The following is a 23,113-nucleotide window of genomic DNA, read 5'->3' on the forward strand; positions in this document are numbered from 1 at the left end:
CCTCTCTAGGCCTTCAGCAGGTTGGCGTCGTCGACGGAGGCGGAGCGCCGGGACCGGTAGATCGCCATGATGATCGCCAGGCCGACGACGACCTCGGCGGCGGCCACGGCCATCACGAAGAACGCCATCACCTGCCCGTCGATGCTGCCGGTGGTGCGGGCGAAGGTGACCAGGGTCAGGTTCCCGGCGTTGAGCATCAGCTCCACGCACATGAACACGACGATCGAGTTGCGCCGCACCAGGACGCCGACCGCGCCGATCGTGAACAGCGCGGCCGCCAGGATCAGGTAGTACTCGGGGCTCATGCGTCCCGCCCTTCCGTGTGCTTCGGGGCCGACTCGGCGGCCGTGAGCTGGCGCGGCGGGACGTACTCCGAGAGCGACGCCGGCTCGATCGAGCCGTCCGGCCGCAGCGCGGGCGTCGCCGTCGAGTCCGAGGTCGCGAACACGCCAGGGCCGGGCTTCGGGCCCGGGTAGTTGCCCGGCGCGAACCGCTCGCGGCTGTGCTCCCGCTGCCCGCGGTGGCCGCCCTTCTTGGCGACGTGCGCGAACATCAAGGCGCCCACGGCGGCCACGGTGAGCACGCCCGAGACGACCTCGAACGGGAACAGGTACGTCGAGAACAGCGCCTCGGCGATCGCCTCCACGTTCGTCTGCGCCCCGGTGGCCCAGCGCGGGTCGGCCGCGATCGTCATGCCCGAGACCGCGCGGGCCAGCCCGGAGGCCAGGAGCGCCGCCAGGCCGATGCCGAGGAGCACGGCCAGGAGCCGCTGCCCGCGCAGCGTCTCGAACATCGAGTCCTTCGAGTCGCGCCCGAACAGCATGAGCACGAACAGGAACAGCATCATGATCGCGCCCGTGTAGACCATGATCTGCACGAAGCCGAGGAACGGCGCGGACTGCATGATGTAGAAGACCGCCAGGCACATCATGGTGATCGCCAGCATCAGCGCCGCGTGGATCGCCGAGCGCGCCAGCACCAGGCCCATGGCCCCGCCGAGCGCGATCGGCGCGAGGATCCAGAAGAAGACCGATTCGCCCATTGAGGCGTTCTGAGCGACGGTCTGCGCCAGGTCGATCACTGCTCACCCCTCCGGTTCTGCGCCAGCATCTCCGTCAGCGAGAACTCCGCGCCCTCGCTCGCGCCGGGGTTGACCGGGCCCGAGTCGTAGTAGGCCTTCTCGCTGGCGCCCAGGCGCATCGGGTGCGGCGGCTGCTCCATGCCCTCGATGAGCGGGGCCAGCAGCTCCTCCTTCGTGAAGATGAGGTCGCGCCGGTCGTCGCGGGCCAGCTCGTACTCGTTGCTCATCGTGAGCGAACGCGTCGGGCAGGCCTCGATGCACAGGCCGCAGAAGATGCAGCGCGCGTAGTTGATCTGGTAGGTCTTGGCGTACCGCTCGCCGGGCGAGAACCGCTCGGCCTCGGTGTTCTCCGCGCCCTCCACGTAGATCGCGTCGGCCGGGCAGGCCCAGGCGCACAGCTCGCAGCCGATGCACTTCTCGAGCCCGTCCGGGTGGCGGTTGAGCACGTGGCGGCCGTGGAAGCGCGGCTGGAGCTTCGAAGGCTCCTCGGGGTAGTCGACCGTGACCTTCGGCTTGAACATGTGCGAGAAGGTGACGCCGAAACCCTTTGCGAAACCGGACATCTACTCCTCCTCTCCCTTGTCAGTCGGACGAGAGCCGTTGATAGGGACGGCAGACGTGTTTGCAGGTTCGAGCTCGCGCAGCGCGCGCGGGTTCGGCGGGACCGCGAGATCCAGGGGCGGGACGGGGAAGCCGCCCAGGCCCGTGTCCGGCTCGGCCGGGTCTTCGTACGGCTTCCGGCTGGGCCAGAAGAAGATCAGGGCCATCACCACGATCGCCGCGCCGCCCGCGAAGGCGATCCGGGTCGGCAGCTCGTTGTCCGTGTCCAGGCCGATGTTCATGGCCGCCAAGACCATGAGCCACACCAGCGAGACCGGCACGAGGACCTTCCAGCCCAGGCGCATGAACTGGTCGTAGCGCAGGCGCGGCAGCGTGCCGCGCAGCCACACGTAGAAGAACAGGAACGCCAGGACCTTCCCGAAGAACCACACCAGCGGCATGAACCCCTCGTTCGCGCCCGGCCACCACGAGTTCGGGAACGGCGCGGCCCAGCCGCCCAGGAAGAGCGTCACGCACAGGGCCGACATCGTCACCATGTTGACGTACTCCGCCAGGAAGAACGACGCGTACTTCAGACTCGAGTACTCCGTCGCGAACCCCGCCACCAGCTCCGACTCCGCTTCGGGAAGGTCGAACGGGGCGCGGTTCGTCTCGCCCACCATCGCGATCACGAAGATCACGAAGCTCGGCGCGAGCACCAGGAAGTACCAGCCCGGCAGCGTGATCTCCGCACCCGCGATGTTCAGCGGCAGGCCCTGGGCCTGCGCCTCCACGATCGCGCCCGTCGACATCAGCTGCGACTGGAAGAAGACCGTCAAGACCGCCAGGCCCAGCGCGATCTCGTACGAGATCACCTGCGCCGCAGCGCGGAGCGCGCCCAGCAGCGAGTACGTGGAACCGGAGGACCAGCCGGCGAGCACGATGCCGTACACGCCGACCGCCGAGCACGCCAGGATCAGCAGCACGCTCACCTCGAAATCGGTGAGCTGCAGCTCCGTCTCCATCCCGAAGACGTTCACCTCAGGCCCGAACGGGATCACCGCGAACGCCGTGAACGCGCACGCCACGGCGATGACCGGCGCCGCGATGAACACGACCCTGTCCGCCGTCCGCGGCATCACGTCCTCTTTGAACGCCAGCTTCAGACCGTCCGCGAGCGACTGCAGGAGCCCGAAGGGCCCGTTGCGGTTCGGCCCCGGCCGCACCTGCATGATCGCCACCACGCGCCGCTCGAACCAGATGGTGAACAGCACCAGCAGCACCAGCACCACGAAGACGAGCACGCCCTTGACGAGCATGAGCCAGATCGGATCGTTCATCACTTGACCGCCTCCACGGCTTCTCCGACGTCGGTGACCGGGCGAGGGACGTTCGGGTAGGCGCGGATCGTGACCACATCGCCCGAACCGGCGCCCAGGTGGCGGTAGATCCCGCGACCCGGCGCGTTCTGCGGCAGCCAGACCACGCCCTCGGGCATGTCGGTGACCTTGAGCGGCAAGGTGATCCCGCCGATCGAGGTCGCCACGGTGACACCGCCGCCCTCGCTCGCCCCGATCGCCTTCGCCGTCGCGGCGGAGAGCCGCACCACCGGGTCCGGCGCGCAGCCGGCCAGGTGCGGGTTGTTCTCCTGGAGCGAACCGCCGTCGAGCAGCTGCCGCCACGTCGCGAGCACGGCCTTGCCGTCCTCATGCGTGTGCGCGGGCTTGTCCGCGGCCCAGTCCGGGGCCGGCTGGCGGGTGAGCGGGTCCGGAAGGCCCGCGAGCTCCGCACGCACCGTGCGGGTCTCGGCCGTCCCGAGCTCGACGCCCATCGCCGTCGCGAGCGTGTCCAGCACCGCGTGGTCCGACATCAGATCCGTGGGGATCACCGTGTCGAAGGTCCGCAGGCGCCCCTCCCAGTCGAAGTACGCGCCCGGCTTGCCGGTCACCGGCGCGACCGGCAGGATCACGTCCGCCACGCGGGTCACGGCCGAGTGCCGGATCTCCAGCGAGACCACGAAGCGGGCGGCGTACAGCGCCGCCTCGACCGCCGGACCGTCCGCGAAGTCGTACGGGTCCACGCCGCCGATCAGGAGGCCGTCCAGGTCACCGTCCGCGGCGGCCTGCAGGATGTCCCACGCGCCGCGGCCGTCGCTGCTCGGCAGGGACTCGACGCCCCAGTACTCGGCGAGCTGCTCGCGGTCCGCCGCATAGGAGGCGAGACCGCCGCCCGGCAGGAGCGCGGGGAGGCAACCGGACTCGACCGCGCCGCGGTCGCCCGCTCGCCGCGGAATCCACGCGAGCCGCGCGCCCGTGGCCTTGGCCAAGCTGACCGCCGCCGAGAACGCGCCCTCCACAGTGGCGAGACGCTCGCCGAGGAGGATGACCGCGCCGTCCTCGCTGAGCGCGTCGCGCACGAAGCCGCCGCGCTTCCAGCCGTCGAGGAGTTCGGCCTCCTCGCCCGGCAGGGCCTCGATGAGGTTGCCGTTGAGCTTCGCCGTGCCGCGGGTCGCGAAGGGCGCCACCACGTGCACGCGCTGGCCGTGCTGGCGCACCGCCTTGCGCAGGCGCAGGAACGCGATCGGGCACTCCTCTTCGACCTCGAGGCCGACGGTGACGACCACGGGGGCCTTCTCCAGGTCCTCGTAGGTGACCGCGCCGCTCGACGGGAAGACCCCGGCCACGGCGTGCGCCAGGAACTCGGACTCCTCAGTGGAGTGCGGGCGGGAGCGGAAGTCGATGTCGTTGGTGCCGAGGACGACCCGCGCGAACTTCGAGTACGCGTACGAGTCCTCGACGGTGAGGCGCCCGCCCGGGAGGACGCCGACGCGGCCGGCCGCCTCCTTGAGTCCGGCGGCCGCGCGGCGCAGGGCCTCGGGCCAGGACGCTTCGCGCAGGGACCCGTCCTCGTCGCGGACGAGCGGCTTCGTGATGCGGTCGGACGCTTCGATGTAGGAGGAGGCCCAGCGGCCCTTGTCGCAGTTCCACTCCTCGTTCACCGCCGGGTCTTCGCCCGCGAGGCGGCGCAGGACCTTGCCGCGGCGGTGGTCCGTTCGCTGCGCGCACCCGGCCGAGCAGTGCTCGCACACGCTCGGGCTCGACACGAGGTCGAACGGCCGCGAGCGGAACCGGTACTGCGTGCCGGTGAGCGCGCCGACCGGGCAGATCTGGACGGTGTTGCCCGCGAAGTAGGACTCGAACGGCTCGTCCTCGTAGACGCCCACCTGCTCGAGCGCCGAGCGCTCCATGAGCTCGATGAACGGGTCGCCGGCGACCTGGTCGGAGAAGCGGGTGCAGCGCGCGCAGAGCACGCAGCGCTCGCGGTCGAGCAGCACCTGGGAGGAGATCGGCAGCGCCTTCTTGTAACGGCGCTTGTCCTTGGGCTCCATGCGCGTCTCGGTGCGGCCGGCGCTCATGGCCTGGTTCTGGAGGGGGCACTCGCCGCCCTTGTCGCAGACGGGGCAGTCCAGGGGGTGGTTGATCAGGAGGAACTCCATGATCCCCTCCTGCGCCTCCTTGGCGACCTCGCTGGTGTGCTGGGTCTTGACGACCATGCCCTCCATGGCGGTCGTCGTGCAGGAGGCGGCGGGCTTGGGCATGCCGCGCCCGTTGCCCATGTCGGGGACGTCCACGAGGCACTGGCGGCAGGCCCCGGCGGGCTCGAGCAGCGGGTGGTCGCAGAAGCGGGGGATCTCGATGCCGAGCTGCTCGGCGGCGCGGATGATCAAGGTGCCCTTGGGAACCGTGACCTCGACGCCGTCGATGGTGAACGTGACTTGATCGGTCATGGCTAGTGGGCTCCGATCTTCGAGCTGTCGTTCAGCGGCGGAGCGAAGAGCGGGGGCTTGTGCCCTTCGATGTAGTCGAGGTAGTCCTGCCGGAAGTACTTCAGCGAGGACGTGACGCACGAGGTCGCCCCGTCGCCGAGGCCGCAGAAGGAGCGGCCGAGGAGGTTCTTGCACGCGCTCTCGAGGAGCTTGAGGTCGCCGAGGGAGCCCTGGCCGGAGAGGAGGCGCTCGTAGACGCGCACCATCCAGTAGTTGCCCTCGCGGCACGGCGTGCACTTGCCGCAGGATTCGTGCGCGTAGAACTTGATCCAGCGCCAGCAGGCGACGACCGGGTCGTCCTGGTCGGAGAAGATCATGACCGCGGTGGTGCCGAGGATCGAGCCGGCCTTGGCGACGTTGTCGAAGTCGAGGGGGACGTCGATCGAGTCGGCCGCGAGCATCGGGGTCGAGGACCCGCCGGGGGTGAAGAACTTGAGCTCGTGGCCGTCCTCCATGCCGCCGGCGAGTTCGATGAGCTCGCGGAGCGTGGTGCCCAGGGAGCACTCGTACTGGCCGGGGCGCTTGACGCGGCCGGAGAGCGAGTAGATCATCGTGCCCGCGGCGTTCTCGGACCCGAGGTCCTTCCACCACTGCGCACCGCCGAGCACAATGTGCGGGACGGCGGCGATGGAGCCGACGTTGTTGATGCAGGTGGGCTTGTTGTAGAGCCCGTGCGTCGCAGGGAAGGGCGGGCGCAGGCGCGGCTGGCCCCGCTTGCCCTCCAGGGAGTCGAGGAGGGCGGTCTCCTCGCCGCAGATGTAAGCGCCTGCGCCGGAGTGGATGACGACCTCGAGGTCGAAGCCGGAGCCGAGGATGTCCTTGCCGAGGTAGCCGGCCTCCTTGGCCTCCCGCACGGCGTTGCGCAGACGGCGGGCGGCGTGGACGGCCTCCCCGCGGACGTAGACGAACGCGCGGCTCGCCTTGATGGCGTAGGAGGCGATGACGATGCCCTCGATGAGCGAGTGCGGGTCGTTCATCATGAGCGGCAGGTCCTTGCAGGTGCCCGGCTCGCCTTCGTCGGCGTTGACGACCAGGTAGTGGTCCTGGCCGTCGTCGGGCACGAACTGCCACTTCATGCCCACGGGGAACCCGGCGCCGCCGCGTCCGCGGTGGCCGGAGTCCTTCATGAAGGTGATCAGGTCGGCCTCGGAGTACTTGAGGGCCTTGCGGAGCGCCTTGTAGCCGTCGAGCTGCTCGTAGACGTCGAGCTTCCACGCGCCCGGGGACATCCACCGCTTGGTGACGACGGGCTTGAGCTTGTTGAGGGCGTCCTCGCGGGGCCGCCTGGGACCGGGCACGGTAACGCTCACTTCGCTTCCTCGGGTTGTTTGTCCAGCAAGGGCGCGTTGGGGTCGTAGGAGGGCGCGGTGATGCCCGCTTCAGCCGCGAGGCGCGCGCCGGCGAGCGTCGCGTCGCCCTGGGCGTTGCCTTCGAGCCCGGCGGTGCGCTCCTCCTCGAACCCGGCCAGTTGCACCGAGATCTCGCGGAGCGTGCAGAGCGGCGCGCCGCGGGTGGGGATCGGGCGGCGGCCTTCCTTCAACTCGCGCACCAGGTCGAGGGTCTTGGCCTCGTCCATGTCGTCGAAGAACTCGTAGTTGACGGTGACCACGGGCGCGTAGTCGCACGCGGCCAGGCACTCGGCGTGCTCCAGCGTGATCTTGCCGTCCACAGTGGTCTCATCATGGCCGACGTCGAGTTCGTCGCTGACCGCGTCGAAGAGCTTCTGCCCGCCCTTGGCCTGGCAGAGGGTGTTGGTGCACACCGAGACGAGCCAGTCGCCGGCCGGTTCGCGCTTGTACATCGTGTAGAAGGTCGAGACCGCCTGCACCTGCGCCTTGGTGATGTCCAGGATCTCGGCGCAGAAGGCGATGCCGTCGTCCGAGACGTAGCCGTCGTGCGACTGCACCAGGTGGAGCAGCGGCAGGAGCGCCGAGCGCTCGCGGCCCTCGGGGTAGCGGACGAGGATGGCCTCGGCCTGCTCGCGGATCTTCTCCGGGTAGTTCACCTGTCGCAACCTCCCATGACCGGGTCGAGCGAGGCCCCGCCCGCGATGACGTCCGCGAGCAGGCCGCCTTCGGCGAGCGCGGGGAGCGACTGCAGGTTGACGAAGGAAGGGTCTCGCATGTGGACGCGGAACGGCCTCGTGCCGCCGTCGGAGACGGCGTGGATGCCGAGTTCCCCGCGTGGGGCCTCGATGGCGGTGTACACCTGCCCGGCCGGGACCCGGAAGCCCTCGGTGACGAGCTTGAAGTGGTGGATCAGGGCCTCCATCGACTGGCTCATGATGTGCCGGATGTGGTTGAGGCTGTTGCCCATGCCGTCGTTGCCGAGGGCGAGCTGGGCGGGCCAGGCGATCTTCTTGTCCTCGACCATGACCGGGCCGGGCTCGAGCTTGTCGAGGCCCTGGCTGATGATCCGCAGGCTCTGGCGGATCTCCTCCAGACGCACGACGTAGCGGGCCCAGGCGTCGGCGCCGTTGTGGGTCGGCACCTCGAAGTCGTACTCCTCGTAGCCGCAGTACGGCATGGTCTTGCGCAGGTCCCAGGGGAGCCCGGCGGAGCGGAGCACGGGGCCGGTGACGCCGAGAGCGAGGCAGCCGGAGACGTCGAGATAGCCGACGCCCTGGGTGCGCTCCTGCCAGATGGCGTTGCCGGTGAGGAGGCCCTCGTAGTCGTCGAGGCCCTGCGGCATGTAGTCGACGAACTCGCGGATCATCTTGAGGCCGTCGCGCGGGAGGTCCTGGGCGACGCCGCCGGGGCGCACGTACGCCATGTTCATGCGCAGGCCGCAGACGGCCTCGAAGATGTCGAGGATCTTCTCGCGGTCGCGGAAGCCGTAGATCATCATCGAGAGCGCGCCGAGCTCCATGCCCGTGGTCGCGAGGGCGACCAGGTGGGAGCTGATGCGGTTGAGCTCCATCATGATCACGCGGATCACGTCGGCGCGTTTGGGGACCGTGATGCCGAGCAGCTTCTCGACGGCGAGGCAGTAGGCGGTCTCGTTGAAGATCGGCGCGAGGTAGTCGGCGCGGGTCACGAAGGTCGTGCCCTGGGTCCAGTTGCGGTACTCGAGGTTCTTCTCGATGCCGGTGTGGAGGTAGCCGACGATGGGGCGCACCGAGCGGACGGTCTCGCCTTCGAGCTCGCAGACCAGGCGCAGCACGCCGTGCGTGGACGGGTGCTGCGGGCCGAGGTTGACGATGAGGCGCTCTTCGCTGACCGGGTCGACCGAGGCGACGAGCTCGTCCCAGTCCCCGCCGGTGACGGTGTAGACGCGGCCCTCGGTCGTGTCCCGTTCGGCCGCATAAGCGTCGGCGGTGCCGTTGTGATTGTCGGTGGCGGTCACTTGCAGGCCCTCCTCTCGTCTGGCGGCGGGCAGTGCTTCTCTCCGCGGGGGGCTCCGCCGCCCCGCACCCCCCGTGGGGCGTCCATGCCGCTGGTCACTTGTAGGCCCGCCTCTCGTCCGGCGGAGGGATGTGCGCGCCCTTGTACTCCACGGCGATGCCGCCGAGCGGGTAGTCCTTCCGCTGCGGGAAGCCCTCCCAGTCGTCGGGCATGAGGATGCGGGTGAGGTGCGGGTGGCCCTCGAAGACGACGCCGAACATGTCGTACGCCTCCCGCTCCTGCCAGTCGGCGGTCGGGTACACGGCCGTCACGGAGGCGACCGTCGGGTTGTCAAGGCCCACAGCGGTTTCGAGTCGCACCCGGCGCCGGTAGGTCATCGACGTCAGGTGATAGGTGACGTGGAGCCGGTTGCGCTGGTCCGGGTAGTCCACGCCGGACACCGAGCTGCAGAGCTCGAAGCGCAGGCTCTCGTCGTCGCGCATCGTCTTGCAGACGTCGGCGACGCGGTCGGGCGCGATGTGGATCGTGAGCTCGCCACGGTCGACGATCACCGCGCGGGTGATCTCGTCGCCGTGCGCCTCGCGCAGGGCCGCGACGATCTCGTCGAAGTACTCGCCGAGCGGTTCGGGCGTCGAGACGATCTCGCCGGCGCTCGGCTGGGCCTGCACGAGGCCGCCGAAGCCGGAGGTGTCGCCGGTGTCGCTGACGCCGAACAGTCCCTTGTGCTGCATGCCGACCGGCTGCACGTCGTCGGGGCCCGCAGCCCCGGTCCCTGTCGGATCGGCGCTCATCGCTTGGCCACCGCCTTCCGGATGCGCAGCTGCTCTTCCGTCCCGGTCTTCACGGCCTCGGTCCACTCCTTCTTGCGCTGCTTGTCGAAGCGGTAGGAGGAGGGCATCGCGCCGGGCTTGATCAGGGGCTCGGGGAGGTCGGCGAGGGCCTGGCGGCGCTTCTCGCCGAGCGGCTCGGCCTGGACCTTCTCGTGGAGCTTGAGGATCGCGTCGAGCAGCATCTCGGGGCGCGGGGGGCAGCCGGGGAGGTACATGTCGACGGGCACGACGTGGTCGACGCCCTGCACGATCGCGTAGTTGTTGAACATGCCGCCGGACGTGGCGCACACGCCCATCGAGAGGACCCACTTCGGTTCGGGCATCTGGTCGTAGATCTGGCGCAGGACGGGGGCCATCTTCTGGCTCACCCGTCCGGCGACGATCATGAGGTCCGCCTGGCGCGGGGAGGCCCGGAAGACCTCCATGCCGAAGCGGCCGGTGTCGTAGCGGGCCGCGCCGGTGGCCATCATCTCGATGGCGCAGCAGGCGAGCCCGAACGTGGCGGGCCACATCGAGGCCCGGCGGGTCCAGTTCACCAGTGCCTCAACGGTGGTGAGGATGATGCCCTGCGGGAGTTTCTCTTCTACACCCATTTCGGAACCTCAGTCCCAGTCCAGTCCGCCGCGACGCCATTCGTAGGCGTAGGCGACGAACAGCGCGGCGATGAACATGAGGACGGCCCAGAACCCGAAGATCCCGAGGACGTCGTGGTGGACCGCCCACGGCACGAGGAAGATGATCTCGATGTCGAAGACGATGAACAGCATCGCGGTGAGGTAGAACTTCACCGGGAACTTCGTCGGCCCCGAGCTCGTGGGGGCCGGCTCGATGCCGCATTCGTAAGGGTCGTACTTGGCGCGGTTCCTGCGGTGCGGGCCGGTGATGCGCGAGGCGACCACCGAGACGATGCCGAACCCGGCGCCGATCGCGAACATGATGACGACGGGCACGTAGACTTCCATCCCCATTAGACCCTCCTTCCGAGTGTGGGCGTGACGATCCGCATGCCGTTGACGATCCGGTCGGCGGTGTCGCGGCCGGGTCGGTCGGTGAGGTTCGCCAGCAGTTTCAACACGACGCGCATGAGCGCGGGACGCTTCAGGCCGTGCTCGGTGCACAGCTTCATGACGGCGGGCCTGCCGATGAGGTGCGTGAAGACGCCGCCCATGCGGTAGTACGAGCCCCAGAGGTCGTCCATCCTGTCGGCGTAGGTGCGCAGCACGGCTTCGCGGCGCGGCACCGAGCGGGCCTTGAACGCTTCGGCGACCACGGATCCGGCGACCTCGCCGGCCTCCACCGCGTAGGCGATGCCCTCGCCGTTGAAGGGGTTGACCATGCCGCCGGAGTCGCCGACGAGCATGAGGCCGCGGCTGTAGTGCGGGGTCCGGTTGAAGCCCATGGGAAGCGCGGCGCCGCGCACTGGTCCGTCGGCGTTCGCCTCGTCGGCGAGACCCCATTCCTCGGGAGTGTTCGCGAGCCAGTCGCGCAGCAGCGCCCGGTAGTCGGTCTTGCCGTAGCCCTCGGAGGAGTTGAGCACCCCGAGGCCGACGTTGACGCGGCCGTCGCCGAGGCCGAAGATCCAGCCGTAGCCGGGCTGCAGCACGTCCGGCTCGGCGGCGGTGCGCAGCGCGAGCCAGGACTCGAGGTAATCGTCGTCGTGCTTGGCCGGGGACTTGTAGTACTGGCGGACCGCGACGCCCATGGGGCGCTTCTCGTCCCGCTTGAGCCCCAGGGCGAGTGCGAGGCGGCCGGAGACGCCGTCGGCGGCGATCACGAGCGGCGCGCGGTAGGTCAGCTGCTCGCCGTCCTTGACGGCGGTGACCCCGCAGACGCGGCCGGCGAGGTCGAAGACCGGCGCGGTGACCTTGACGCCGCATTCGAGCGAGGCTCCGGCGGCGACGGCGCGGTCGGCGAGGATCTGGTCGAAGTCGAGGCGAGTGCGGGTGAGGCCGTAGTTCGGGAAGGCCTGGAGTTCGGGCCAGTCGAGTTCGATGGCGATGTCGTCGGCGACGACGCGCAGGCCGCGGTTGCGGATCCAGCCGGCGGATTCGGAGGTGTCGACGCCCATCTTGAGCAGTTGTGCGACGGCGCGGGGGGTGAGGCCGTCGCCGCAGACCTTCTCGCGGGGGAAATGCGTCTTTTCCAGCAGCAGCACGTCGAGGCCCCGGGAGGCCAGGTGGTAGGCCGCGGCCGAACCACCGGGTCCCGCGCCGACGACGATGACGTCGGCCTCCGGGGATGCGTGAGTGGTCACGGGCGTCCTCTCAGGCGGTCGGGGCGGTGATCCTTTTAACGACCATCCGGCTTGTGAAGATCTTCACAAGCGTTTGCCGCAAGTCTAGAACTCCGCTATCTACGCCCTGTCACTTAGGTCCGCCTAAGTTGTCATTATTCGAGGTCACGGTGCATACAGACGTGCGTGAACCAGAGTTGCTGGAGCGAGGCCAGCGCCTGAGGCGACACGAGTCGAGCTAGTGATAAAGCCGACAGTCGAATACCCTTGCAACACGTATCCCCTTGAAACACTCTCGTAACAAGTGCCGTGAGCGAATGCCGTTGCCCCTATAAGGGAAGGCGGCGAGTGAGGCAACGTGGCCAGCGACACATCGTTCAAATTTGAAACTTCTCCCGGATGGCCGTATGGTCGATGGGTAATTCAAATCTGAACTAATCAGTTCGCACTCTTCGAAGAGGTAGGAACATGTCTGCTGTCGAGCCCGTCAAGGTCTCCGTCATCTTCTACTCGGCCACCGGCAACGTCACCGCCCTGGCCCGTCAGATCGCCGAGGCTGCTGAGAAGCAGGGCGCCGAGGTGCGTCTGCGCCGCGTCGCCGAGCTCGCTCCGCGCGAAGCGATCGACTCGAACCCGGCCTGGGCCGCCAACTACGACGCGATCGCCGAGCTCCCCGAGGCGACCCCGGACGACGTCGACTGGGCGGACGCGGTCTTCGTCGGCTCCCCCACCCGCTTCGGCAACGTCGCGTCGCAGCTCAAGCAGTTCCTCGACACCCTCGGCGGCCTCTGGTTCCAGGGCAAGCTGGCCGGCAAGGTCTACTCGGGCTTCGCGGCCGCCTCCGGCAAGCACGGCGGCAACGAGTCCACCCTGCTCGCGCTGTACAACTCCTTCCACCACTTCGGCGGCATCGTCGTCGCCCCGGGCTACGCCAACGAGACGCTGTTCGCCAACGCCTCGCCTTACGGTGTCTCCCACTGGAACGGCTCCGACATCGACGAGACGACCCTCGCCGCCGCGGCCGCCCAGGCCGAGCGCGTGGTCGAGACTGCGGCGGCCCTGAAGGCCGGCCGCGCTGCCATCGCTGCTTAGTCGGTAGCTCGGCACCTCGGTAAGTCGCTTACGCGCGAATAGCGCCCGCCTGATCTTTTGATCGGGTGGGCGCTTTTTGCGTTGGTGGGGTTTGTTTTTGGTTTGGGTTCAGGCGGGCAGCGACGAAGAGGTGAGTTGATGGATGCGGTCGCTGGCGGGATGCGGGTTTGTTTCGGGGCGGGCGACACTCCCGACCGCGGGGGCCGGTGTCGGCTGTTCCCTTGGGGTGCAGGGGGTTTGGGGCGAAACGTGAGGGTCTTGTACCCCTGTGGGTGATGACAGTGTGGGGTGGTGCGAGGGATGATTGATGTACGCACAGGGATACGGAAAACGTACAGGTGGCGAGTAGGTGCAAGCAGACTACGCCAAGCCTCTGGCCGAAACCCAAACCAGACGCTTTTCCGAAACCACTGCCTTGACGAAACAGTGGTTTCAGTCCCCTTGGTGCTATCGGGATCCGCAGCGGACCACGGCCTCTTCAAAGGAGGGCGTGCTGGGTGGGAGATCGCCGGTCGGGATCACCTCGACCGGAGGCGGTGCTTGGAACGAGGCACACGAAGACGTCTGGTGTGACCGCGAGGCCTGCAAGGCCTGAGCGAGGTCGCTGAGGCCTGCACGGGAGACCAGACGAGCACGGACCCGCTCACCAGCCAGGCCCGTGCACCCCGAACACACCGCCGTATCGATACGGCACGAGCATGCCCTGACCGACCGCCGACACCACGGCGCGAGCATGCCCGGTCGGACCATCGCAATCGCCAGAGCGCGAGCGTGCCCGGTCGGACCGAAGATCAGGGATACACGGAAAGGAGAAGTCCCGAGTACCGATCAGAGTTGGTCGTCGAAATGCTCAGGGGAATCGAAGGGGGCCACGGCTTCGTGAGAGGTGGGAATGCCCTCTGGGAAGTAGTTGCCGACACGGTCGCCGTCGCTGCCGGGGGTGATCCCTCCGGCGGGTGGGATGTACTCGATCTCGCCCTTGTCGCTGACCGGGACGCAGCCGCCGAAACTCACCATGAAGGTCGCCAGGTAGGCGGCGGAGTACCAGATGCTCACGCCCTCTTCGGTGATGGCCTTGATGTCGCGGTAGGTCCCGCCGTCGCCCTCTGTGGCGTCGTCGCGGGCGATCTGATAGCCGAGGGAGGTCCAGTGCTCACGGAGGACGTTCACGTACTCCTCGTTGACGAGCGGGGTCGCCGAGTCTTCGGCGGAGAACTGGTAGCGGATCTCCACGGAGGTGTAGTTCGGGTCGTCGACGCCGTTGTGGCTGCAGGGGATCTCGCCCCAGGAGCGGTTCGCGAAGCCGGGGAAGTCGGGCAGGACGTCGACGAGGTCGGCGACCGCCGCTTCGGCCGGGGCGTAGACCTCGGCCTGCTGGTACTCGCTCTCCGGCGGGGTGTCCATGTCCTTCTCCATTGGGCTGCATGCGGTGACGGTGGTGATGAGGGCGGCAAGTCCGGCGAGGAGCAGGCGGGTCATCTGACACGTTCCTCTTGGCCGGTCACGACGTAGGCCTGATTGTCGCGGCTGATGTCGTTCGCCTCATTGGCGGGCGTGTTCAGGTCGTCCTGGTCCCAGTACGAGTTGTGGTTCTCCGCCGGGCCCTCCCAGAACTTCCACCAGTCGCTTCCTTCGCGGGGCGAGTCGCTGGTGAAGGTGTTGGCCCCGAACTCCTCGTGAGTCGGGTTCTCGCCGTGGACGGGCGCGTACTGGATGGCGTCCTCGTCGTTGGTCGAGGCCCATACGTGGTTCTCGTCGACGCCCAGGGCTGAGGCGGTGTCGACGCTGGCTCCCGGGGAGGCGATGAGCATCAAGTTGTCGGCTTCGACGCCCTCGGAGGCCGCGGCGGTGCCGACCATGGTGCTGCCGTAGGAGTGTCCGGTGAGGGTGAAGTTGGACGGCTCGCCTTCGGCCGTGGCTCTGACGCCCTTCGTGAAGGACTCGAGGTCGGCGGCGCCGCCTTCGGCCCACTTGGGGTCGGTCGCCTCGATGAGGTCGTCGGGGGCGTCGTATCCCATCCACAGGACCGTGGCGGTCTCGTCGCCGCCGCCGAGGCGCTGGGCGTCGAAGGCCATGGTGTCGGCGCGGTTGAGGAGTCCGCCGCCGGCGCCGGTGAGGCTGCCGCCGGTGCCGGGAACGTAGGTGTTGACGTTGTCCGCCGTGTCGGGGTTGCCGATCGCGACGACGGCCTTGCCGCTGCCTTCGGTGTCGAAGCCGAGGAGGTAGTAGTCCTGGCCGGTCTGGTTGGAGGCGGCGGGACTGCCGTCGTCGTCGGTGATCCGGTCTTGGAGGCGGGTCAGGTCGGACTTGTCGTGCTTGAGGTCGTCGAGTTCGGCCTTGGCCTTCTCGTACTCCTCGGATTCGGGGTCCATGCCTTGGAGCGCCTGCTCTTTCGCGGCGATGCGGTCGCCGAGGCCGTCGATCTGGCTGTCGAGGAGGGTCCGGTTGGCGGTGTCGCGGGTTTCGACGGGGATGCCGTCGACCGGGCCGACCCATTCCGGGTGTTCCTCGATGAGGGCTTGGCGTTCGGCGTCGCTGAGGTGGTCCCACCATTCGTTGACCTGCTCGGGCGACATGCCTGAGGTGCCTTCGGCGATCGCCTGGGCCTCACCGGCGACCTCTTCGGAGACGCTGTCCTTGTAGTCGTCCACGAGGTCGTCGTAGGTCGCGCCCAGCGGCGGCGGCAGTTCGGTGGGGTTCTCGCGCATCTCGGCGAGGGCGGCGGCGGCCTCCTCGTCGGCGTCGTGGGCGCGGGACATGACCGAGCGGAGCCAGTCCTGGTACTGCCCGGCGAGGCCGATGGCGGTGCCGTAGAGGTCGACGCTGTCGAAGAGGACCTTCAGGGTGTCGATATCCCAGAAGCCGTCCGGTTTCTTGACCCCGCACATGTCGCACAGCCACTGCGGCGGGTCCAGGGTGAGGATCGCCCGGTGGAGGCCGCCGGAGAGGTTGACGTCGTACTCGGTGTGGGGCCCTTCGATCTCGAAGTCGTGCTGCTCGATGAGCGGGACGAGTTCCTTGAGCTCGTTCTGCTCCTTCTCGAAGGCGTCCGCCGCTTCGAGGAGGGTCGTGGCGATGCGGGTGCTGGCGTAGTCGGAGAGGTCGTCCTCGTAGCGGTCGGCGGTCATGGCGATCTGGTCGCGCACCTGCGTGGCGGTGTCGGACTCGTAGTGCTCGGTGCCGAGGTGGCCGTCGATGACGTCGGTGCGGAGGCGTTCGGTGTGGGCGAGCTGCTGGTCGACATAGGTCTTCCAGGCGTCGCCGAGGGTGCGGATCGCGCCGCAGTCGAGGTCGCGGAGGCGTTCCCAGGTGAGTTCGCTCATGGGCGCTACCAGTCGGGCCGGGAGGAGGCGTTCGCGTTGGGCCGCTCGGGGTAGCGGTCCCCGGCGACGGACGCGAAGGTGCCGGCGTTGTAGTCGTCGACCTCGACGGCTTCCTCGGCGCAGACGGCGAGGTACTCGCCGGTGTTGCCCACGAGGCCGCGGAATCCTCCGGCGCGGTGGACCTGCCACCATTCGCCGGCGGCTTCGAGGGCGGGGCCGAGCGCGGTGGCGGCGTCCTTGAGGGGGCCGGCGGCTTCGGCGTTGGCGGTGGCCATCGTGGCGGCCTGGGCGTCGACCTCCGCTTCGATCTCGAAGAGGATCTCGACGGACTTGCGGACCTCGTCGGGGTCCATGGCGAAGACGTCAGCGCCCGCCATGGGCGTCATTCGGGTAGGGGTGATCCAGATGGGGCGCAAGGGGCATGATTCGAGTCCTCGGGGATAGGAACGAAGCTTTCGCTCACTATAACGACTCGAGTCAATACAGAACAGATGCGAATTTTCGGGTCAGGCCTGGATGCGGGCGAGGACCCGCTTGGCGAGCTCGCCCATCTGGCGCATCTCGTCGTCGTCCAGCTCGTCGAAGACGAGGTTGCGGACGAGCTTGACGTGGCCGGGGGCGGCCTTGGCGAGGCGTTCGCGGCCCGCGGCGGTGAGGCGGGCGAGGGTCGAGCGGCCGTCGTCGGGGCAGGCGAAGCGCTCGATGAGGCCTTCGCTCTCGAGGCGGCGGGCGACGTGGGAGAGGCGGGAGAGGGAGCCGTTGCACAGGAACGCGAGGTCGCTCATGCGCATCGTGTCGTCCTCGGCGTGCTCGAGGCCCACGAGGACGCAGTACTCGAAGTGGTTGAGGTCGGCGTCGCGGCGAAGCTGCACTTCGAGGGCTCCGGGCAGCCGCATGACCACGCCGATGAGCGCCAGCCAGGTCGCCATCTCCGCTTCGTCGAGCCAGGGCGCTTCATCACTCATGCAACAAGCTTAACGGAACTACTTGATACATCAAGAATCCCGCGCTAGATTTATTGAAGGTTCAATGAAGCAGGAGCATTCCATGTCCGGCCGTCCCGGCGCCGCGTTCGACGCCTTCCTCGAGACCACCGCGCCCGCCGCCGCCGAACGCCGCGACTGGACGCCCGACGACGGCGCCCTCCCCGCGCTGTACCTCAGCCACGGCGCCCCGCCGCTCTTCGACGAGGGCGAGTGGATGGGGCAGCTCTTCGACTGGGCCCAAGGACTGCCGCGCCCCAAGGGCATCCTCATCGTCTCGGCCCACTGGGAATCCGCGCCGCTCATGATCTCGAGCCCCGCCGCCGGGACCCCGCTCGTCTACGACTTCGGCGGGTTCGCGCAACGGTACTTCCAGATGCGGTACGAGACGCCGGACGCGAGCGCCATGGCGAAGCGCGTCGCCGCCGCCATGCCCGACACCGAGCCGGTCCACCAGCACGCGAGCCGCGGCCTCGACCACGGCGCGTGGGTGCCGCTCAAGGTCATGTACCCCGACGGGGACGTGCCGGTCCTGCAGATGTCGATCCCCACTCACGACCCCGACCGCCTCATGGCGATCGGCGCGCGGCTGCGGCCGCTGCGAGAGGAGGGGTACCTCGTGGTCGGCTCGGGGTTCATGACGCACGGGCTGCCGTTCGTCGACTTCCACCACCCCGAGAACGTCCCCGGCTGGTCGGCCGAGTTCGACGTGTGGGCCTCGGAGGCCTTGGCGCGCGGGGACATCGAGGCGCTGGCGCGCTACCGCTCGCAGGCGCCGGGGATGCCGTACGCGCACCCGACGGTGGACCACTACGTGCCGCTGTTCGTGACCTACGGGGCCGCGAGCGAGCAGGAGCAGGCCGCGACCACGGTCATCGACGGGTACTGGTTCGGCCTGTCGAAGCGCAGCTTCCAACTGAACTAGACCGTGCGGGCCCGGCCACGGGGCGGGCCCGAGAGCCGCGGGCAGGTGATCGTCATAATCCCGGCCCGCACGCGCCGTCCGCGCCGCCCCCACCAGGCGGCCGGGCGGCGTCTTCCTTCTATTTGAAGCCGCGGTGCATGGCGACCGCGCCGCCGGCGAGGTTGCGCCAGGCGACCTTGCGGAAGCCGGCCTTGACGATGCGGTCGGCGAACTCGGCCTGGTCGGGCCAGGCCATCGTCGTCTCGGAGAGGTACTGGTACGCCTCGGGGTCGGAGGCCACGCGGGAGGCGACCTTCGGCAGGACGTGCTTGACGAAGACGCCGTGGGCCTTGCGGTAGGGCTTCCAGACCGGCCGGGAGACCTCGCACAGGACCATGCGGCCGCCGGGGGCGAGCACGCGGCGGATCTCGGCGAGGCAGGCGTCGAGGTCGACGACGTTGCGGATGAAGAAGGAGCCGGTGACGGCGTTGAACGCGTCGTCGGCGAACGGCAGGCGCAGCGCGTCGGCGTTCACCAGCGGCACCTGCCGGTCCTGGTGGTGCTTGAGCATCTCGAGGGAGAAGTCCACGCCGACGACGTCCGCGCCGGACTTCGCGAGTTCGGCCGTGGACACGCCGGTGCCCGCGCCGAGGTCGAGGCAGCGCTCGCCCGGCTGGAGGCTCAGCGCCTCGCGGGTGGCCTTGCGCCACCGCTTGTCCTGCCCGGCGACCATCACGGTGTTGGTGCGGTCGTAGCCCGGCGCGACCCGGTCGAACATCGCCGCGATGCGGCCGGGTTCTTTACGCGGGGTATTCGCTTCGTTCGCCTCGATCACTCGCACAGCCTTGCACACGGGAAACAGAAAATCCGCCGGAGCCCTGTCGGTGTGGGCCCCGGCGGATCAAGGGGTTATATCGGGCGCGCGCGGGGTAACGCGACGCGAGCGGCCATGAGGGAGCAGGGTACGGCCGCGCGCTCACCCGGGAAGGGAGCTTCTGATGGAACCTGAGGGTGGGACGGGAGCGCCTGGGGCGCACGGGAAGGCGCCGGGCCGGTCGCGGGTGTGCGGTGCATCGTCGCCTCCTCGTCGTGTTCGGTTCGCAGGGGCGCGGACCGGTTCGGGTCCCGGCTGGGATGACGCTGAGAGATCCCCCGAGTGCGGTCTGCGCTACACGACCACATTGACGCATGAAGGCTGTGATGTCGATCTATGAAACCGAACCGTTATCCCGTGTAACCCTTCCGATAGCAATGGGGTGCCGGTTGTCACAGGGTGCGACGTGGTCGTATGCCTTCGTCGGATAACCGCAGGTTCCGCCGTTTTGCACAGCGGTGTCCGGGGGCCGGAAAGCAAAAACGGCGGGGCGCGCATGCGCGCCCCGCCTTCTCCAGGGGATACACGGAGAGGCGAGCCTCTCCGGTGAAGGAAGTCGTTCAGCCCGCGTTCAGGCCTCATTCAGCATCGCGGACGCCGGGCCGATCGACAAGTGCCGAGATCGAAGCGTTATGCGGGGTCCCGCTTGATGAGATCCCCGCGGAGGACGGTGGCGGTGCAGTTGCCGCCGGCGCCGTTGACGAGCGCCGCGTACGGGTCGCCTTCGGTGTCCACGGCGAAGACGGCGAGGTCGGCGCGGTTGCCGACTTTGATGGCGCCGATGTCGTCCCGACCGAGGGCCTTCGCCCCGCCTTCGGTGGCGGCGCGCACGAGCCATTCGTTGAGGCCGTCGCCGCTGTCGCCTTGGGCGAGCGCGAGTTTGCGCAGGAGCGGCCATTCGGCGGCCACGTCGAGGTCGGGCGAGGACGCGCGCGAGTCGGTGCCGATCGCGACGGTGTTCCCTTCGGCGCGGTAGGCCGCGACCGGCGGCTCGCCGGCTTCGAGGCGGGCGTTGGACCGGGCGCAGAGGGCCACGGCGGTGCCGAGGGTGCGCAGCAGTTCGCGGTCGGCCTTGTCGAGGTGGACCCCGTGGGCCACATGGGAGTCGGCGCCGAGCCAGCCGACCTTCTCCATCTGGGCGGCCGGGGAGTGCCCGGCGCCGCCGTCGGCGATCTCGAGTTCGAGTCCGGCGCGGCGGTTCATGAACGCGAACGGGCCGGAGCCGCGGCGCACGAACATGTCCTCGTGCATGGTCTCGGCGAGGTGCGGGTGGAGCCGGATGTCGAGGGTGCGCGCGAGTTCGGCGAGGCTCTTGCCGACCTCCGTGCCCAGGGTGTACAGCGTGTGGGGGCTGATGCCCACGGCGATGTCGGAGTTGTTCACGGCGCGGCTGTCGGTGACGACCTCGCGCCAGGCGCTGCGGCGCGTCTCCCAGGCCGTGTTGTCGATGAACACGGCCTCCCAGTACGCGACCCCGGCGAGCTTGGAGGCGAAGAGCGGCTCGAAGCAGGCCGGGCGGGTGACGACGTCGGCGACGGCGGTGACGCCGTTGGCGATCGACTCGTCGATGCCGAGCTGCATCGCGGCCTTCCAGGCGTCGTCGGCGGTCTCGGGGTTGCGCCGCGCGAAGTCCTGGATCCACTCGAAGAACTCTTTTTCGTTGCCGTACATGTCGGCGAACCCGGAGTAGCACAAGTGGGTGTGGGCGTTGACGAGTCCGGGGGTGAGCACGCCGTCGAAGGCGGTGGTCCCCTCGGCCTCGGGGGCGTCGGCGGCGGGGCCGACGTAGGCGATCCGCCCGTCGTCGACCCCGACCGCGCCTTCGCGAATCGGCTCGTCCGCGACGGGGACGACGACAGGGGCGGTGTAAACGTGCATGGAACCGAGCTTACTCAGCGTCGGCGGACTCCAGCGCGGCGTAGGCGGGGCGGATGACCTCTTCGAGGACGCGGCGGCGCTCCGGGTGGTGCAGGAACGAGGCCTTCATGGCGTTCTCGGTGCAGCGCTTGACCTCCGCCCAGCCCCAGCCGAAGGTCTCGGAGAGGATCGCGAACTCGCGGGAGACGCTGGTGCGGCTCTGGAGCCGGTTGTCGTTGTTGACCGTGACGCGGAAGCCGAGGTCGTAGAGGGCCTTGATCGGGTGCGTCTCAATGGATTCGGCGCCCTCGGTCTGCAGGTTCGAGGACGGCGCGACCTCGAGCGCGATGCGGCGGTCGCGGATGTAGTGGGCGAGGTTCGAGAGCTTCGCCTCGTCGCCGGTGAGGTCGATGTCCTTGATGAGCTGCACGCCGTGCCCGATGCGGTTGGCGCCGCAGACGGCGACCGCGCCCCAGATCGACTCGGGGCCGCAGGACTCGCCGGCGTGGATGGTGAACGGCATCGTCTCCCGGCGCAGGTAGTCGAAGGCCTCCACGTGGCGCTCGGCCGGGTTGCCGATCTCGCCGCCGGCGATGTCGAAGCCCACGACGCCCTTGTCGCGGTAGGCGACCGCGAGCTTCGCGATCTCGAGCGTGCGGTCGGCGTGGCGCATCCCGCACAGGAGGGTGCGCACGGTGACGGGGTTGCCGGCGGCGGCGGCGAGGCGCTGGCCCTCTTCGAAGCCGGCGAGGGTCGCCTCGACGACCTCCTCGAGGCTGAGGCCGGCGAGGAGCTGCTGCTCGGGGGCGTAGCGGAGTTCGGCGTAGACGACGCCGTCGGCCGCGAGGTCCTGGGCCGCTTCGGAGGCGACGCGGAAGCAGTCGTCGGCGCGCTGCATGACGGCGACGGTGTGCGCGAAGGTCTCGAGGTACCGCTCGAGGGTGCCGGAGTCGGCGGCGTCGAAGAACCAGTTCTTCAGGGCCTCGGGCTCGGTCTCGGGCAGGGTGTGGCCGATCTCGGCGGCGATCTCGATGATCGTCTGGGGGCGCAGGCCGCCGTCCAGGTGCTCATGGAGCACGACTTTGGGGGCCTGGCGGAGGGCTTCTTGCGTCAACGGCTTGGAATTCATCCCATGAATATAGTCAGCCGGTTTCGCGGGTCCGCCTCACAGCCGCACTTCGTCCCAGTGGACGGGCCGCTCGTCCGCGAAGACCACGGCCCATTCGAGGGCCCAGCGCCGGTGCCACACCAGGTTGTCGTCCACGCCGCGCGGCGGGGCCTGCCCGGCGCGGCGGGCCTGGTCGCACACCCAGTCGAGGCAGTAGTAGAGGTCGAGCATCTCGGCGATCACGGCGGGGTCGCGGGTCGGGGTGAGCTGGCGGTCGCGCCAGGCGCCGAAGGACTCCGGGCGGCGCAGGTCGGGCAGGAGCTCGGGCAGTTCCTCGCTGCAGGGCACGGCGGGGTCGAGGTGGTCGACGAGGCCGAGCAGCCACGAGACGGTGTAGAGGCTCTCGAGCTGGTCGGCGTAGCGCGCGCGTTCGCCTCGGCCGCAGGCGATGAAGCCCCATTCGTCCGGGGAGAGGTGGTCGAGGACGTGCGCGTCGAGCAGCCAGCGCATGGCCAGTTCCTCGGGCATGTCGAAGACGCGGGCCTGGACGATGTTGAGGATCGCGGCGCGGGCCTCCACGTGGCCGCGGGGGCGCAGGCGGGGGAGCTGCCCGGGCGGGAACGGGAGGGGGAACTGGGCGGGGGGCGCCGGCAGGCCGAGCGCGCTGAGGCCGTCCACTGTGCGCAGTCGAACGCTTCGCTGGTCTGAGATCGCCGTCGGCATAGGGCTCCCTACCACTTGGGGTTCACCGGTGGGGGTGAATGCGCGTTCACTAGGAAGGGTGATTGTGAAGAACTGTAGCGTCCGACACATACCGGAGTCAACGCGGGCAGAGGAAATCTTTAGGCTTCTATCTACGTGTTACGCAGGTGTTTCACTCCTACCGCGCGTGAGTCGCAAGTGTCCCGAGGGGCAAAACGAACCGACCGGTAACTACGTTCGTTCGACACCGTTCGACACTGTTCGGCATCTTCCGGACGCAACCGCGGGCAAGCCGGACCGCACCGGTTGAGGCACCGGATCGCGAGGGGACTCCCGGCTCCCCGAGGGGTCGCATCGAGAGTCTGACCTCCGGAATCGGCAGCATTCTTTCGAATACGTTGCACCCCAAGCAAAGT

At 68.9% G+C, this 23,113-nt stretch carries 22 protein-coding genes; 2 read left to right on the forward strand and 20 right to left on the reverse strand.

Annotated elements, in window-relative coordinates; all coding sequences use genetic code 11:
* Positions 1-5: 5 nt before the first annotated feature.
* The 12 genes from nuoK to O2L01_RS11525 form a co-directional block, all read right to left on the reverse strand.
* The gene (gene nuoK / locus O2L01_RS11470; protein WP_270122064.1) at positions 6-305 is read right to left on the reverse strand and encodes an NADH-quinone oxidoreductase subunit NuoK; all 300 of its coding nucleotides are present in this window, start codon (positions 303-305) and stop codon (positions 6-8) included.
* On the reverse strand, positions 302-1,081 hold the full coding sequence (locus tag O2L01_RS11475) for an NADH-quinone oxidoreductase subunit J (RefSeq protein ID WP_270122065.1): 780 nt from the start codon (positions 1,079-1,081) through the stop codon (positions 302-304). Before O2L01_RS11475 ends, nuoK begins: the two co-directional genes overlap by 4 nt.
* Positions 1,078-1,644, reverse strand: a complete 567-nt coding sequence (gene nuoI, locus O2L01_RS11480; RefSeq protein WP_270122066.1) for an NADH-quinone oxidoreductase subunit NuoI — start codon at positions 1,642-1,644, stop codon at positions 1,078-1,080. Before nuoI ends, O2L01_RS11475 begins: the two co-directional genes overlap by 4 nt.
* Positions 1,645-2,961 (reverse strand): NADH-quinone oxidoreductase subunit NuoH, encoded by a 1,317-nt coding sequence (gene nuoH, locus O2L01_RS11485; protein WP_270122067.1) that lies wholly within the window; start codon positions 2,959-2,961, stop codon positions 1,645-1,647.
* On the reverse strand, positions 2,961-5,408 hold the full coding sequence (locus O2L01_RS11490) for an NADH-quinone oxidoreductase subunit G (RefSeq protein WP_270122068.1): 2,448 nt from the start codon (positions 5,406-5,408) through the stop codon (positions 2,961-2,963). Before O2L01_RS11490 ends, nuoH begins: the two co-directional genes overlap by 1 nt.
* 2 nt (positions 5,409-5,410) lie before the next feature.
* Positions 5,411-6,757 carry an NADH-quinone oxidoreductase subunit NuoF gene (gene nuoF, locus O2L01_RS11495; RefSeq protein ID WP_270122069.1) on the reverse strand — a complete coding sequence of 449 codons (1,347 nt, stop codon included), beginning with the start codon at positions 6,755-6,757 and terminating at the stop codon, positions 5,411-5,413.
* Positions 6,754-7,452 (reverse strand): NADH-quinone oxidoreductase subunit NuoE, encoded by a 699-nt coding sequence (gene nuoE, locus O2L01_RS11500; protein WP_270122070.1) that lies wholly within the window; start codon positions 7,450-7,452, stop codon positions 6,754-6,756. The genes nuoF and nuoE overlap by 4 nt, the downstream gene beginning before the upstream one ends.
* Positions 7,449-8,792, reverse strand: a complete 1,344-nt coding sequence (locus O2L01_RS11505) for an NADH-quinone oxidoreductase subunit D (protein ID WP_270122071.1) — start codon at positions 8,790-8,792, stop codon at positions 7,449-7,451. Before O2L01_RS11505 ends, nuoE begins: the two co-directional genes overlap by 4 nt.
* A 94-nt stretch (positions 8,793-8,886) precedes the next feature.
* Positions 8,887-9,582: an NADH-quinone oxidoreductase subunit C gene (locus O2L01_RS11510; protein ID WP_270122072.1), complete on the reverse strand. Its 696-nt coding sequence runs from the start codon at positions 9,580-9,582 to the stop codon at positions 8,887-8,889.
* Positions 9,579-10,214, reverse strand: coding sequence for a NuoB/complex I 20 kDa subunit family protein (locus O2L01_RS11515; RefSeq protein ID WP_310285149.1), 636 nt, complete (start codon positions 10,212-10,214; stop codon positions 9,579-9,581). The genes O2L01_RS11510 and O2L01_RS11515 overlap by 4 nt, the downstream gene beginning before the upstream one ends.
* A 9-nt stretch (positions 10,215-10,223) precedes the next feature.
* On the reverse strand, positions 10,224-10,583 hold the full coding sequence (locus O2L01_RS11520) for an NADH-quinone oxidoreductase subunit A (protein WP_205324118.1): 360 nt from the start codon (positions 10,581-10,583) through the stop codon (positions 10,224-10,226).
* Between the two features lie 5 nt (positions 10,584-10,588).
* Positions 10,589-11,875: a geranylgeranyl reductase family protein gene (locus O2L01_RS11525; protein WP_270122073.1), complete on the reverse strand. Its 1,287-nt coding sequence runs from the start codon at positions 11,873-11,875 to the stop codon at positions 10,589-10,591.
* Positions 11,876-12,322: 447 nt separating this feature from the next.
* On the opposite strand from O2L01_RS11525, the gene wrbA reads away from it, so the two are divergent.
* The gene (gene wrbA, locus O2L01_RS11530) at positions 12,323-12,946 is read left to right on the forward strand and encodes an NAD(P)H:quinone oxidoreductase (RefSeq protein ID WP_270122074.1); all 624 of its coding nucleotides are present in this window, start codon (positions 12,323-12,325) and stop codon (positions 12,944-12,946) included.
* Between the two features lie 828 nt (positions 12,947-13,774).
* On the opposite strand, the gene O2L01_RS11535 is transcribed toward wrbA, so the two are convergent.
* From O2L01_RS11535 to O2L01_RS11550, 4 genes are all read right to left on the reverse strand, one after another.
* Positions 13,775-14,425, reverse strand: a complete 651-nt coding sequence (locus tag O2L01_RS11535; protein ID WP_270122075.1) for a hypothetical protein — start codon at positions 14,423-14,425, stop codon at positions 13,775-13,777.
* Positions 14,422-16,269, reverse strand: a complete 1,848-nt coding sequence (locus O2L01_RS11540) for an alpha/beta hydrolase (RefSeq protein WP_270122077.1) — start codon at positions 16,267-16,269, stop codon at positions 14,422-14,424. The genes O2L01_RS11535 and O2L01_RS11540 overlap by 4 nt, the downstream gene beginning before the upstream one ends.
* A gap of 5 nt (positions 16,270-16,274) precedes the next feature.
* Positions 16,275-16,646: a hypothetical protein gene (locus O2L01_RS11545; protein ID WP_270122078.1), complete on the reverse strand. Its 372-nt coding sequence runs from the start codon at positions 16,644-16,646 to the stop codon at positions 16,275-16,277.
* 129 nt (positions 16,647-16,775) lie between these two features.
* Positions 16,776-17,234 (reverse strand): MarR family winged helix-turn-helix transcriptional regulator, encoded by a 459-nt coding sequence (locus tag O2L01_RS11550; RefSeq protein WP_270122079.1) that lies wholly within the window; start codon positions 17,232-17,234, stop codon positions 16,776-16,778.
* Positions 17,235-17,316: 82 nt separating this feature from the next.
* On the opposite strand from O2L01_RS11550, the gene O2L01_RS11555 reads away from it, so the two are divergent.
* A complete protein-coding gene (locus O2L01_RS11555; protein ID WP_270122080.1) occupies positions 17,317-18,177 on the forward strand; it encodes a dioxygenase family protein in 861 nt (286 codons plus the stop codon).
* A gap of 118 nt (positions 18,178-18,295) precedes the next feature.
* Here the strand turns inward: O2L01_RS11555 and O2L01_RS11560 are convergent, their stop codons facing one another.
* From O2L01_RS11560 to O2L01_RS11575, 4 genes are all read right to left on the reverse strand, one after another.
* Complete coding sequence (locus O2L01_RS11560) at positions 18,296-18,934, reverse strand: class I SAM-dependent methyltransferase (RefSeq protein ID WP_344469326.1); 639 nt, start codon at positions 18,932-18,934, stop codon at positions 18,296-18,298.
* 726 nt (positions 18,935-19,660) lie between these two features.
* Positions 19,661-20,908: an amidohydrolase family protein gene (locus tag O2L01_RS11565; RefSeq protein ID WP_270122082.1), complete on the reverse strand. Its 1,248-nt coding sequence runs from the start codon at positions 20,906-20,908 to the stop codon at positions 19,661-19,663.
* A 10-nt stretch (positions 20,909-20,918) separates the two neighbouring features.
* Positions 20,919-22,016, reverse strand: a complete 1,098-nt coding sequence (locus O2L01_RS11570; RefSeq protein ID WP_270122083.1) for an adenosine deaminase — start codon at positions 22,014-22,016, stop codon at positions 20,919-20,921.
* A gap of 36 nt (positions 22,017-22,052) precedes the next feature.
* The gene (locus O2L01_RS11575; RefSeq protein WP_270122084.1) at positions 22,053-22,673 is read right to left on the reverse strand and encodes a DUF4272 domain-containing protein; all 621 of its coding nucleotides are present in this window, start codon (positions 22,671-22,673) and stop codon (positions 22,053-22,055) included.
* Positions 22,674-23,113 lie beyond the last annotated feature (440 nt).

It is taken from the genome of Glycomyces lechevalierae (assembly GCF_027622945.1).
Classification (GTDB): domain Bacteria; phylum Actinomycetota; class Actinomycetes; order Mycobacteriales; family Micromonosporaceae; genus Glycomyces; species Glycomyces rutgersensis.